This is a genomic window from Dysgonomonas mossii, from assembly GCF_004569505.1.
Taxonomy (GTDB): Bacteria; Bacteroidota; Bacteroidia; order Bacteroidales; family Dysgonomonadaceae; genus Dysgonomonas.
Genome location: NZ_SPPK01000001.1, coordinates 1,278,579 through 1,291,695, shown reverse-complemented (window position 1 = coordinate 1,291,695; position 13,117 = coordinate 1,278,579). Strand labels below are relative to the sequence as shown.

The window sequence follows — 13,117 nt, the reverse complement described above, 5'->3', positions numbered from 1 at the left end:
TTTTGTGATCCTGTCCTTATCGATTCACTTATTAAGTAAATTGACGGTATAATATTTTCTAGCACCGAAGTGCTATTGTACTACACTCATATGTTGTCAAAATTTCAAAGATCGTTATCTGTTCGCTAAGTGAAAATCTCCAGACTAAAACTAGTGGCCGAAACCCTCTTTTTATGCGCCGTGTTCTCTATCAAAGCGGGTGCAAAGATATGCATTTTATTTATACATCTCCAAATATTTTAATGCCTTTTTTTCAAAATATTTTAACCGAAATATACAATCACCTTAAACAAAACTACTTAATTGATTATTGTTTTTTCGACTATAAGAGCATCCATCAAAAAGAGCAATCCTAACCTTACTATATATTATATATATGAAAATATTTTTGGAAAGAAACTCTTGTGGAGAATCACATAATAATTATAATTAATATCTTTGTTCCGCTAAATACTTATATAATATAACATGCATTATACATGAAAACATTTCTTTTTTCCAAGTTATCTATTATTACTCTTGCGGTCATCACTTTTGCATCTTGTCAGAATAAAGGCCCTCATTTTACAGTAGAGGGCAAGATTGCCAATGCCGACACCACAATGTTATATCTAGAAAGACGGTCTTTGAATGAAACGACAATCATAGACTCAGTAAAACTAGATGCAGATGGGAGTTTCAAATTTGAAGAACCTGCATTAGGATATCCTGAATTCTATTTACTAAGAATGGATAAGCAATCCATAAACTTAGCAATAGACTCTATAGAAACAATTACTGTACATGCTAGCAAACCTACATTTGCATCGGAATATACAATAGAGGGATCTGAAGGCTCTGTGAAAATAAAAGATATTGTTTTTGCCCAAAACAAGCTTAGTCGGACTGTGTCTGATTTGAGAAAACAATTTGAAAGTAAAGAAATATCACAGGATCAATATGTCGCAGAAATTCAAAAAGCACTGGATGAATATAAAACTAAAGCTAAAGATCTAATCTTATCTGATTCAAAAAGCTTAGCCAGCTATTTTGCTTTATTTCAAAAAGTAGATGGATATTTAATATTCGATCCTTATGATAAAAATGACTTGGTAGCTTTCAGAGCTGTTGCTACCGTTTGGGATCTATACAAATCAAAATCACCACGGGCAGAGCATTTAAAGACTTTTACGCTGACTACTTTGGCTGAGTTGAAACAAATGGCAAGTCAGGAAGAAACACTGAAGAAGCTAGAGAATACCGAAGCTACAGATCACAGTGTGTTTTATAATATAACGCTACCTGATATTAATAATAAGGAAGTAAGTTTATCTTCATTGAAAGGAAAAGTTGTTATACTCGATTTTACGGCATACCAAACAGATTTTTCTCCGGCGCACAATATACTTATCAATAATGTATATATTAAGAATAAAGGAAATGTAGAAGTATACCAAGTATCTTTTGACACGGATATACATGCATGGAAAAATGCAGCAACAAATTTACCTTGGATATGTGTAAGAGATAGCAAATTACTCAACTCTGAATGGCTTGCCAAATTCAACATTCAAGGCTTCCCTACTACATATTTATTAAACAAGAATGGAGAGATTGTAAAAAGAATTTTATCTACTGATAACCTAGCTTCAGAAGTTCAAAAATTATTATAAAAGTATTTCCAAATATTTGAAAATACGAAAAATATAGTATATCTTTGTTTTTGATAAAATGAAAAAGGAAAAGGAGTTCTGGCCTTTAACGGCAGGAATTCTTTTTCTTTTTGTCGCTTTAAAAACAATCAAAAATTAAAAAAACAGTAGGAATTAATTTAATTTTTAATTACCATGGCTATCACTTACATGACCGCGGAAGGTTACAAAAAGTTGAAAGAAGAAATCAACACTCTTGAAACTACGGAAAGGCCTGCTATATCGAAACAAATAGCAGAGGCTAGAGACAAGGGAGACTTATCTGAAAATGCTGAATACGATGCAGCCAAAGAGGCTCAGGGGCTACTTGAAGCTAAAATAGCCCAAATGAAAAATCTATTGGCAAATGCTCGTCTGATCAATGAAGATTCAATAGGAACAGACGTTGTGCAAATATTGAACAAGGTTACAATACGCAATACGAAAAATAACCAAAAGATGACATATACAATCGTTGCAGAGAGCGAGGCTAACTTGAAAGAAAACAAGATGGCTGTAAACACTCCTATCGCGCAAGGATTGATGGGTAAAAAAGTGGGAGATATAGCCGAAATAAAAGTTCCTTCGGGAATTATGAGTTTCGAAATTATGGATATATCATTATAAACTTATGCCTAGTATTTTCAGTAGAATTGTTAAGGGTGAGATACCATCATATAAGGTGGCCGAAGATGAGAGGTTCTTTGCATTCTTGGATATAAATCCGATGGCAAAGGGACATACACTTGTCATTCCTAAGCAGGAGGTGGATTACATATTCGATCTTGACGACGATATTTTAAAAGATATGGTCATTTTTGCAAAAAAAGTTGCAAAATCTATTGAGAAAGCCATTCCTTGCAAACGTGTAGGTATAATGGTTGTAGGCCTTGAAGTACCTCATGCTCATATACACTTGATTCCTATAAATAAAGAATCAGATATGAGCCTTTCAAATCCAAGAATAAAGATTGAGCAATTTGAATTTGAAGAAATTGCAAAAAAAATAAGAGAAAATATATAAGACTTATAACGAATATTATTCTGAATTGGTGGGAGTACATACTCCCACCTTTTTTATTTTAGTTCATATTGAAATAATTTTAAATAAATTTGTAAGACTTGAAAATTAAATTCAAGCCTTACAAATTTATTTTATTAAAGTTAAACATTATAATTATGCAAAACATAGATGAATATATAGCTTCATTTCCTGAGAATATTCAGGCATTGATGAATAAACTAAGAAAAATCATCAAAAAAGCTGCACCTGATGCAATCGAGAAAATCAGTTGGCAAATGCCCACCTTTCATCAGAATGGAAATCTTATACACTTTGCAGGTCATAAAAAGCACATCGGTTTATACCCGGGTGCAGAAGCTATTATTGCCTTCGAAGAAGAACTCACACAATACAAAACATCAAAAGGAGCAATACAATTGCCATTGGATAAACCTTTACCATTGAATCTAGTTACGAAGATTGTAAAGTTCAATATAAAAAGGAATCTGAAAAAATAATATTGCTATATTTTTTCTACAAACTTCTTCTTCCGTTCTACCGCTACTAGCTTAAATAGTTTGTCGGAAGGTCTGATTTTATCATTCACTTTAATAGAGAACTTCTCGCCTTTTACTGTCTCTTCTACAGGTTGAAGGTCAACTCTAATTTCGTCTACGATCTGTGTTACTGCTCCTGTAGTAGGCCCGGTAATAAGTATTTCGTCACCAACCTTCAACGATTGTGTTTCCATCAAGAATTCGGCAACACCAAGATTTGAGAAATATTTAAGCCCTTTACCTATGTATATTTTTCGTTTTGTTGCTCCTGAACCATAATTACTAGACCACTCTCCCAGTTTCTGACCAAGATAATAACCATCCCAGAATCCTCTATTAAAGACCGTAGCAAGGCGTTCGTCCCACTTTCCAATCTTTTCTTCAGTATATGTATCTTCACAATAGGCTTGCACCGCTTCTTTGTAGCATTCGACTACAGTACGCACATATTCGGGACCACGAGCACGCCCTTCTATTTTAAATACACGCACACCGGCATCCATCATTTTGTTCATAAAATGAATGGTTTTCAAATCTTTTGGAGACATGATGTATTCATTGTCAATTTCGAGTTCGATATCCGACTCCTTATCTTTTACAATATAGCTGCGGCGGCACAGTTGATTGCATGCCCCCCTATTTGCAGATAAATCTCTTTCATGCAAGCTCAGGTAACATTTGCCTGACACAGCCATACACAAAGCTCCATGAGAAAACATTTCGATACGGATAAGTTCCCCTTTAGGACCTCTTATATTTTGTTCTACAATATCTTTATAGATAGAAGCCACCTGATCGAGATTCAGCTCGCGTGCCAATACAACAACATCTGCAAATTGCCCGTAAAACTTTAAGGACTCTGTATTCGTAATGTTCAATTGTGTAGATAAATGAACTTCAACACCTATGCTGCGCGCATACATCATCACAGCTACATCAGAAGCAATTACGGCTGAAAGCTCAGCCTCTTTTGCAGCATTTACAATCTGGTGCATCAACGAGATATCATTGTCGTAAATAATTGTATTCACCGTCAGATAGCTCTTTAGTCCATTTTCTTTACATATAGCGGCGATCTGCTTCAAGTCATCCATTGTAAAGTTATTAGAGGACTTGGCTCGCATATTCAGCCCTTCTATTCCAAAGTAAATAGAGTTTGCCCCACCCTGTATAGCCGCAGCCAAAGAGTCGTAAGAGCCAACTGGAGCCATTATCTCAAAATCTGATATCTTCTTATTCATTTCTTTCTTTTGTATGTTTTTTTAGTGCTTCAAAAAAGCTGTGCGCAAAATTACCGCTTTTAGATGAAAAGGACAAATAGAGATCAAGCTAAACCTTAAGCAAATAAAAAGTTAAAACAAAGAACAAAATTCTTTGAAGAATAAAAAATAATTTGTATTTTGTCGTGAATAACAAACATTTATATACGTCTTTTATAACGGTTCACTCTCATACAACTAAAAAATCTGTATAAGTATCTATTACAAATAAATTATTTCAATAAACAGATACTCTATTCTTTAATATTATGGCACGACTTTAATTATCCATTGAAACAGGATAACATATTTCGATAACTCTCAAAAGAGACGAAATGATATAAGTAGCTCTAAATTAATTAATAAAAAATAACACCACGTAACATTTGTTACGGAAATTATCATTTCTATATAATATCTTTGTTTAATAACAGTGTTCATTGGTAAATAAAATGAGAAAACTTCTAAATCTAATACCACGGAATTTTGTTGTTCCACTATTTGTTATAGCGGGAATCATAGCCGGACTTGGCGGATACACGGCCTATATGTCCCGGGCACATTCTTATCTGTCTGATGATCCCGAAGCTTGTATCAATTGCCATATTATGACTCCTTATTATCAAACATGGCAACACAGCGCACACCGAGAATGGGCCAATTGCAACGATTGCCATGTACCACATGATAATGTCATTAATAAATATGCATTCAAAGCTATGGATGGACTTTATCATGCTGCAGTATTTACATTAAATGCTGAGCCACAGGTTATCCGTCCTCGAGATGCCAGTAAAAAAGTAATCATGGATAACTGCATTCGCTGCCATACTCAATTGAATACAGAATTTGTGAATACCGGTATGATAAACTACACACAAGTAAAAGAAGGTGAAGGAAAAGCGTGCTGGGATTGTCATCGGGAAGTTCCTCACACCGTCGTGAGCAATCTATCTTCTTCACCGAACGCGATTGTTCCGTTACCAAAGTCAGCAGTACCGGATTGGTTGAATAATATTATGAAAAATAAAAAATAAGATCCAATATGTTAAAGAAATTAGCAGAAGCAATCAGGCGAAAACCGATCATTGGATGGGGGATTTTTGCGATAGTAATGGTTTTGGTATTTATGCTTGGACTTTTAGCAGCATCTATTACAGAACGTAGAGCTGAAATAGCGACTCTGTATAATAATAAAAAGATAGAGATTACAGGAATTAATACCAATAGTGAAGAATGGGGTATCAATTATCCTCGTGAATACGATACTTGGAAAAAAACAAAAGAAATGGATTTCCGCAGTAAGCATTTAGGCAATATGCCTGAAGATGTACTCGAAAGCCGTCCCGAAATGGTTGTTCTTTGGGCTGGTTATGCATTTTCCAGAGACTATTCGGCTCCACGAGGACATATGTATACGATAGAAGATGTAACGCATACACTTCGTACCGGAACACCTGATCATGAACACAAAGATATGCAACCGGCTACTTGCTGGGCCTGTAAGAGCCCTGATGTGCCACGAATGATGCATGAAGTAGGAATAGAGAATTTTTACAAAGCCACATGGAGTCAGTTTGGCAGTGAGATTGTAAATCCTGTAGGTTGTGCCGATTGTCACGATCCTAAGACGATGAATCTGACTATCACTCGCCCGGCTTTGATAGAGGCCTTTGAGCGTCAAGGCAAAGATATTACAAAAGCAACTCCTCAGGAAATGCGTTCTCTGGTATGTGCCCAATGCCATGTCGAATATTTCTTTAAGGGTGACGGTAAATATCTGACCTTCCCTTGGGATGGAGGTATGACAGTAGAATCGATGGAAGAATATTATGACAATGCAAATTATACAGACTGGGTGCATCATCTGAGCAAAGCTCCAATGCTAAAAGCACAGCATCCTGACTATGAAATTTTCCTTTTAGGACCACATGCTCAACGTGGATTATCATGTGCCGACTGTCACATGCCATATATCTCGGAAGGTGGCATTAAGTATTCTAACCATCAGGTAATGAGTCCACTTAAAAATGTGTCATCAACATGTCAAACATGCCATAGAGATAGTGAAGAGAATCTGAAAAATTATGTTTATCAATATCAGGATAAGGCATTAGAGATTAGAAACAGGATAGAAGTAGAACTTGCGAAAGCCCATGTAATGGCTAAAGCAGCGTGGGACAATGGTGCAGATGAAGCTAAAATGAAAGAGTCTTTGAAATTGATTCGTCAGGCTCAATGGCGTTGGGATTTTGCTGTGGCCTCTCACGGTGCATCCTTCCATGCTCCTGTAGAAACTCAACGAATCCTTGCTCATAGCCTAGACCGTACGCTACAGGCACAACTGGAACTGCAAAAAGTATTATTCACTCTTGGAGTTGCAGACGTTAAAATGCCAGATATTTCTACAAAATCAAAAGCTCAGGAATATATCGGATTGGATATGAAAAAGCTTCGTGAGGACAAAGATAAGTGGATTAAAACAACACTTCCTACTTGGATAGAAAAAGCCAAATCAGAAGGAAAGCTGGCTATGAACTAATTTTTTCTTACCTGAAGGGCGTCTGCATTCATCTAATATAGCATTTGCAGGCGCTTTTTAAACTATAATCATTATGAGAAAGATTTTCATAATAGGGTTGCTATTACTCCCTCTCACATTATTAGGACAAGAGAATAATCAAGAAGACATATTTTCCATATCGGCGCAACTACGATCACGGGGAGAATATCGCAATGGGGCCTTGTTCCCCAGAAATGAAGGTGAACACCCCGCTACTTTCATAAACAACCGTGCTCGAATCTCAATGGACTTTCAACGTTCAAATCTGGAATTAAAACTATCAGGACAGCACGTTGGAGTTTGGGGGCAAGATCCCCAAGTAGATAAAAATGGGCGTTTCATGCTAAACGAAGCATGGGCTAAATTAAATTTTAACAATGGATTCTTTGCCCAATTAGGAAGACAAGCATTATCTTATGACGATGAACGTATATTAGGTGGGCTCGATTGGAACGTTTCGGGACGCTATCATGATGTATTAAAGTTAGGATATGCGGATAAAATAAACACTTTGCATTTGATCCTGGCTTTAAACCAGAACGATGAAAAAATAAAAGGAGGAAGTTTTTATGAAGCCGGAGGACAGCCTTATAAAAATATGCAAACACTTTGGTATCACTATGGAAATAAAGAGAACCCATTCGGCATCTCATTACTCGCAATGAATCTGGGTCTTCAGTACGGAAGCGAAGAAGATTCAGCCAACAAGTATATGCAAACCTTTGGAACTTATTTGACTTATATAGCAAACGGTTGGGATATCAAAGGTTCTTTTTATTATCAAACAGGAAAAAATAAGTCAAATAAAGAAGTATCAGCCTTTATGGGAAGTCTTTTTGCAGGTTTCAAAATAGACTCTAAATGGTCATTAGGTGTAGGCAGTGACTATCTGAGTGGAAACAAGCAGGATGACACAAAGCAAAAAGCATTTGATCCGTTATATGGTACACACCATAAATTCTACGGAACAATGGATTACTTCTATGCTTCTTCATTTGCGAATGGTCTCAATCCGGGGTTATGGGACAATCAACTTGCCATTTTCTACAAGCCCTCGAAGAAAGTCGATCTATCTTTGAATTATCATTATTTCTTGACTGCAAATGAAGTTGTTGTATCAAATGAAAGAATAGACAAAGGCTTAGGTTCTGAGTTTGACTTTCAGGTAAATTGGTCAATCATGCCTGATGTAAAACTTATGGCAGGCTATTCGTTCATGCTTGGAAGCAAGTCGATGGATGTAGTAAAAGGCGGATACCATAAAAGCTGGCAAGATTGGGGATGGGTATCCATAAATATAACACCTAAACTATTCTCGACAAAGAAATAATAGCTCTCTTCTATATAAACAGATGGAAAAAACAAAGAATCGAAAAATTTGGCAACAGCCTTGGGGATATCCTGAAAGCATTGTTACTACGTGCGGAATCCTTTTGGTCGGATTTCTCCTTCAACTCACAATTGGTAATTTTAATTTTTATTTATTGGCATTCCCTTCCAATCTTTTGGTAGGAGCTATTACACTGATTTTATGTATTCTTTCGCTTTTTGTGCGTAAGAGTCATTTCATACTATGGTTTAGTGGTATTCCCTCTTCAGTCTGTTTAATCTCAGCATTACTCATTCTTACGATCATTATGGGGCTTACTCCACAAACGACAAGCCATACGGACGAAGTTTCAGTAAACATATTTTCAAGTCTGGGTTTCGACAGTATGACAAGTTCATGGGCTTTCATACTCATTTACTTTATCACCCTATTATCACTTGGCTGTCTTATCGTTCGCCGTTTGTTTAATTTCCGCAAGAAAGACTACGCATTTTACTTGAATCATATCGGACTATGGATTACACTTTTCGCAGCAGGACTGGGACATGCTGATATTGAACGTTATCTGATGCACATACGTGAAGGAGAGGTAGAGTGGAGAGTTTATGATGAAGATGAAAACGTAAAGGGATTACCTATTGCGATACAGCTCAACGATTTTGATATGGAAGAATATCCGCCCAAGCTAACTATTATAGATCGCAAAAGTGGAAAACCTCTACCAGAAGACAAGCCGGACTATTATCAGATAGATACAGAAATAACTGAAGGACATCTTAATGGATGGGAGATTGAATTGAAAGAATATATCCATCAGGCAGTACGCAATAGCGATAGTACCTATCGGGAAGTACCTATGCCCGGAGCAACTCCGGCTGCCAAAATACGGGCATTCAATGTATCTCAAGGTAAAGATACCACCGGATGGATATGTGGAGGAAATCAAGCTCAACTTTATATGACCCTTCCCCTCGATGAACACCAGTGTGTGGTAATGAGTGTTCCCGAGCCAAAACGATTCATATCGGATATAGAAGCATACACACCTGACGGAACAATAAAAAAAGGAACAATAGAAGTAAATAAACCAATGCGTATCGGTAGTTGGACGATCTATCAATATGGATATGATAATCAGGCCGGACGCTTATCTTCATACAGTAGCATGGAACTTGTATACGACCCTTGGCTTATACCGGTATATATCGGATTTATTTTTATCGCTCTAGGTTCAATCGCTTTAATTTGGAATGGCAGATTGGTTAAGCATAGAAGTGAGAATGACAACAACAAAGAATAATAGTACTAAGATAAGAATATGAATTGGAATAATTTTATATGGTTTTCACTTCCTGCTGTGATACTCTGGTTTTCGGCCGGAATTATAGTGTATCGATCACAAAAGCGATTAGCTGATATATTAATGCTATGTGGCATTGCTGTATTTGCTGCATTTATCGCAGGCTTTTGGATACATATCGAACGTCCGCCAATGAGAACGATGGGTGAAACTCGCTTATGGTATTCTTTCTTTCTGTCTTCGGTCGGATACCTAGCTTATCGCAGATGGAAATATCCTTGGCTATTATCTTTCTCTGCATTGGTAGCATCGGTTTTTGTGTTTATCAATTTATTTAAGCCCGAAATACATTCTAAAAATTTGATGCCTGCTCTTCAAAGCGAATGGTTTGTACCTCATGTCACATCTTATATTCTTTCTTACGCTATGTTTGGAGCTGCTACTATCGGAGCTTTTGTACAATTACGAAAAGTACACCGTTATGGTTATTCTGATGAAAAGATATTCAATTTTATAGATAATATCGTTTATGTAGGATTCGGGTTCCTTGTATTAGGAATGCTGATGGGTGCTGTATGGGCAAAAGAAGCATGGGGACACTATTGGTCATGGGATCCTAAAGAAACATGGGCTTTTGTTACGTCCATGGCTTATCTCGCGTATATACATATACGGTTGTATGGTAAATATGATAAAGTTGCGCTTTGGGCGTTGCCTATCGCATTCATATTACTGATGATAACTTGGATTGGTGTAAATTACCTACCGGCCGCACAAGGGAGTGTACATGTATATTGACAATACAGAGTTATATAGATAGAATAGAATATTCTGTTCTCTATTACTATAGAGTAAGACAAAAGATATTCGGAAATCAATTATCCTAACAATTCTTTTATTTCATTATAGTTTAGTATATTACCTTTACCTCCTTCAAATTCTATGATTCCACTGGCAGCCATTTCTGAAATAGCTCTGGATAGGGAAGGACGTTCTACACCAAAATACTCGGCAAGAGATGCGATACTTTTCCCTAGTTCAAAAGATCCGTTTTTATCGTGCTGCAAAATGTAATATGCTATTTTAGCTTTAATTCCTTTTTGTGAGAATATTTTGAGCCTTTCGGATAAGAATTGGACACGATCGGCATTGAAGGCCATAAAACCTCGCAAAAATCCGGGACATTTAGCCATTTGTTTCTCCACAGAGTCTTTGGTGATAAATAAGATTTCGCTATCATCAAGAGCTATCACATCCACAGGAAAACGATTATTTTCGGCAAAAATAAAAGCAGCAGCCAAAGGATAAGGAGCTGAAATTTCTTCTACTGATAGAGTAAGCCCCGAATCGGAAACTATCTCTGTTTTTACTTTCCCTTTTGATAACATATATAACTGTGAAATAACATCGCCCTGATAGGCGATATATTCTCCTTTTTTATAATGCTTTATAGTATGATCTATCGTACACTTTAGTCGAGCAATCTCTTCTTGAGATTTTTCACGACACATTGTACAGAAAAAGAGTAAGTCAGAGTTCATAGTCTTGTAATTTTTTACAAAGTTACAAAAAATAATTCACAGTCGTAACAAATGTTACGATTTTAGTTTTACTACCATCGTATGTTTGCATAGGAAATAACAGGTAGTCACAATAATCAGGAGTTAAATTTACTATATAACCAATTTATCAGAAATAAAGGAATAATCATTCTATAAAAAATAATTAACTAAAAAACTAAGGATATGAATATGTTTTGTTATCAGTGTCAGGAAACAGCTCACAATACAGGCTGTACGGTAAAAGGTGTTTGTGGAAAAACTTCGGAGGTTGCTAATCTTCAAGACTTGTTAATGTTTCTTCTCAAAGGAATCTCATACAGTACAGTAGAATTACGTAAAGCAGGTGTAGAAATACCCGCTTATACAAATCGCTTTGTAATGGAATCATTATTTATGACAATCACCAATGCAAACTTCGACAAAGAGCGTTTCGTAATACGTGTACGTGAAGCTATAAATCTGAGAGACGAACTTTTACTCGAATTAAAAGCTAAAGGAGGCAACACTACACCCAACCTAGATTGTGACTGCATTACTTGGACTACCGAAAGCGTAAAAGAAATGGAAGTGAAGGCTGGAAATGTAGGAATCCTTGAAACTAAAAATGAAGATATACGCTCGTTGCGTGAACTTCTTATCTATGGAATCAAAGGGATGGCAGCTTACGCTGAACATGCGTCAAATCTGGGATATGAGGATGATGACATCCATGCTTTTATGCAAGAAGCTTTAGTTGCAACAACCCAAGAATTAAGCGGAGACGAGCTTACAGCTCTTGTGCTTAAGTGTGGTGAATATGGTGTAAAAACAATGGCTTTGCTTGATAAGGCTAATACTTCTACATACGGAAATCCTGAAATTACAAAAGTAAATATCGGAGTTCGCAATAATCCTGGTATTCTTATCTCTGGTCACGACTTGCGTGATATGCAAGACCTGTTAGAACAAACAGAAGGAACAGGCGTAGATGTTTACACACACAGCGAAATGCTTCCGGCACATTACTACCCTGCATTTAAGAAATATAGCCATTTTGTAGGCAACTATGGTAGTGCTTGGTGGCGTCAGAACGAAGACTTTGAATCATTTAATGGTGTAATACTATTTACAACTAACTGTATTGTACCTCCACGTTCTACGTCAACCTACGCAGATAAAGTATATACTACCGGTGCATCAGGGTTTACCGGCTTCCAACATATAGAAGACAGAAAAGACGGGCAGCCTAAAGATTTTTCAAAATTGATAGAGCATGCAAAACAATGCAAAGCTCCTACTGAAATAGAGTCGGGAGAAATTATCGGAGGATTTGCTCACGCACAGGTATTCGCACTTGCTGACAAGGTTGTTGACGCTGTAAAAACAGGAGCTATACGTAAGTTCTTTGTAATGGCAGGTTGTGACGGTCGTATGAAAGGACGTAACTATTATACTGAATTTGCAGAAAATCTACCTAAAGATACAGTTATACTTACTGCCGGTTGTGCTAAGTATCGCTACAACAAATTGCCTCTGGGTGATATAGGTGGTATTCCTCGTGTTCTCGATGCCGGACAATGTAACGACAGTTACTCTCTCGCTTTGATTGCGCTGAAACTTAAAGAAGTTTTTGAACTAAATGACATTAATGAATTACCGATTGCATACAACATTGCATGGTACGAGCAAAAAGCTGTTATCGTTCTTCTTGCATTGTTATCACTCGGTGTAAAAAATATTCACTTAGGGCCAACACTCCCTGCATTCTTATCGCCTAACGTGGCTAAAGTGCTGGTTGATAATTTTGGTATTGGCTCTATTACCACACCTGACGAAGATATGAAGATGTTTCTTGCTTCATAATGTCAGCACATAATTACATAAAACATTAAAA

Annotated in this window: 12 protein-coding genes; 10 read left to right on the top strand and 2 right to left on the bottom strand. The window is 36.7% G+C overall.

What is annotated here, in order from left to right; translation table 11 throughout:
• Positions 1-479: 479 nt before the first annotated feature.
• From E4T88_RS05495 to E4T88_RS05480, 4 genes are all read left to right on the top strand, one after another.
• Positions 480-1,652, top strand: a complete 1,173-nt coding sequence (locus E4T88_RS05495; protein ID WP_135104446.1) for a TlpA disulfide reductase family protein — start codon at positions 480-482, stop codon at positions 1,650-1,652.
• A gap of 174 nt (positions 1,653-1,826) precedes the next feature.
• Entirely contained in the window at positions 1,827-2,297 is a 471-nt protein-coding gene (gene greA / locus E4T88_RS05490) for a transcription elongation factor GreA (RefSeq protein ID WP_135104445.1), read from the top strand.
• 4 nt (positions 2,298-2,301) lie between these two features.
• Entirely contained in the window at positions 2,302-2,694 is a 393-nt protein-coding gene (locus tag E4T88_RS05485) for an HIT family protein (protein ID WP_135104444.1), read from the top strand.
• A 155-nt stretch (positions 2,695-2,849) separates the two neighbouring features.
• Positions 2,850-3,191, top strand: a complete 342-nt coding sequence (locus tag E4T88_RS05480) for an iron chaperone (RefSeq protein WP_135104443.1) — start codon at positions 2,850-2,852, stop codon at positions 3,189-3,191.
• Positions 3,192-3,196: 5 nt separating this feature from the next.
• Here E4T88_RS05480 and E4T88_RS05475 read toward each other — a convergent pair whose 3' ends face one another.
• Complete coding sequence (locus E4T88_RS05475) at positions 3,197-4,471, bottom strand: peptidase U32 family protein (RefSeq protein ID WP_135104442.1); 1,275 nt, start codon at positions 4,469-4,471, stop codon at positions 3,197-3,199.
• 470 nt (positions 4,472-4,941) lie between these two features.
• On the opposite strand from E4T88_RS05475, the gene nrfH reads away from it, so the two are divergent.
• The 5 genes from nrfH (at position 4,942) to ccsA (ending at position 10,480) form a co-directional block, all read left to right on the top strand.
• Positions 4,942-5,526 carry a cytochrome c nitrite reductase small subunit gene (nrfH, locus tag E4T88_RS05470; protein WP_135104441.1) on the top strand — a complete coding sequence of 195 codons (585 nt, stop codon included), beginning with the start codon at positions 4,942-4,944 and terminating at the stop codon, positions 5,524-5,526.
• A gap of 8 nt (positions 5,527-5,534) precedes the next feature.
• Positions 5,535-7,031 (top strand): ammonia-forming cytochrome c nitrite reductase, encoded by a 1,497-nt coding sequence (gene nrfA, locus E4T88_RS05465; protein ID WP_135104440.1) that lies wholly within the window; start codon positions 5,535-5,537, stop codon positions 7,029-7,031.
• A 73-nt stretch (positions 7,032-7,104) separates the two neighbouring features.
• Complete coding sequence (locus E4T88_RS05460) at positions 7,105-8,382, top strand: alginate export family protein (RefSeq protein WP_135104439.1); 1,278 nt, start codon at positions 7,105-7,107, stop codon at positions 8,380-8,382.
• Between the two features lie 22 nt (positions 8,383-8,404).
• Positions 8,405-9,682, top strand: coding sequence for a cytochrome c biogenesis ResB family protein (locus E4T88_RS05455; RefSeq protein ID WP_228093737.1), 1,278 nt, complete (start codon positions 8,405-8,407; stop codon positions 9,680-9,682).
• An 18-nt stretch (positions 9,683-9,700) separates the two neighbouring features.
• Complete coding sequence (ccsA, locus tag E4T88_RS05450) at positions 9,701-10,480, top strand: cytochrome c biogenesis protein CcsA (RefSeq protein WP_135104438.1); 780 nt, start codon at positions 9,701-9,703, stop codon at positions 10,478-10,480.
• Positions 10,481-10,560: 80 nt separating this feature from the next.
• Here the strand turns inward: ccsA and E4T88_RS05445 are convergent, their stop codons facing one another.
• The gene (locus E4T88_RS05445; RefSeq protein ID WP_135104437.1) at positions 10,561-11,223 is read right to left on the bottom strand and encodes a Crp/Fnr family transcriptional regulator; all 663 of its coding nucleotides are present in this window, start codon (positions 11,221-11,223) and stop codon (positions 10,561-10,563) included.
• A gap of 210 nt (positions 11,224-11,433) precedes the next feature.
• Between E4T88_RS05445 and hcp the strand changes: the two genes are divergently transcribed.
• Positions 11,434-13,086 carry a hydroxylamine reductase gene (gene hcp / locus E4T88_RS05440; protein ID WP_185146731.1) on the top strand — a complete coding sequence of 551 codons (1,653 nt, stop codon included), beginning with the start codon at positions 11,434-11,436 and terminating at the stop codon, positions 13,084-13,086.
• Positions 13,087-13,117: the final 31 nt, after the last annotated feature.

What these genes read in the sequence shown, in the direction of transcription:
- E4T88_RS05460 (WP_135104439.1), top strand. Translation starts at nt 7,105, where the DNA reads ATGAGAAAGATTTTCATAATAGGGTTGCTATTACTCCCTCTCACATTA.
- nrfA (WP_135104440.1), top strand. Translation starts at nt 5,535, where the DNA reads ATGTTAAAGAAATTAGCAGAAGCAATCAGGCGAAAACCGATCATTGGA.
- E4T88_RS05485 (WP_135104444.1), top strand. Translation starts at nt 2,302, where the DNA reads ATGCCTAGTATTTTCAGTAGAATTGTTAAGGGTGAGATACCATCATAT.
- E4T88_RS05445 (WP_135104437.1), bottom strand. Translation starts at nt 11,223, where the DNA reads ATGAACTCTGACTTACTCTTTTTCTGTACAATGTGTCGTGAAAAATCT.
- E4T88_RS05480 (WP_135104443.1), top strand. Translation starts at nt 2,850, where the DNA reads ATGCAAAACATAGATGAATATATAGCTTCATTTCCTGAGAATATTCAG.
- ccsA (WP_135104438.1), top strand. Translation starts at nt 9,701, where the DNA reads ATGAATTGGAATAATTTTATATGGTTTTCACTTCCTGCTGTGATACTC.
- E4T88_RS05475 (WP_135104442.1), bottom strand. Translation starts at nt 4,471, where the DNA reads ATGAATAAGAAGATATCAGATTTTGAGATAATGGCTCCAGTTGGCTCT.
- E4T88_RS05455 (WP_228093737.1), top strand. Translation starts at nt 8,405, where the DNA reads ATGGAAAAAACAAAGAATCGAAAAATTTGGCAACAGCCTTGGGGATAT.
- hcp (WP_185146731.1), top strand. Translation starts at nt 11,434, where the DNA reads ATGTTTTGTTATCAGTGTCAGGAAACAGCTCACAATACAGGCTGTACG.
- nrfH (WP_135104441.1), top strand. Translation starts at nt 4,942, where the DNA reads ATGAGAAAACTTCTAAATCTAATACCACGGAATTTTGTTGTTCCACTA.
- E4T88_RS05495 (WP_135104446.1), top strand. Translation starts at nt 480, where the DNA reads ATGAAAACATTTCTTTTTTCCAAGTTATCTATTATTACTCTTGCGGTC.
- greA (WP_135104445.1), top strand. Translation starts at nt 1,827, where the DNA reads ATGGCTATCACTTACATGACCGCGGAAGGTTACAAAAAGTTGAAAGAA.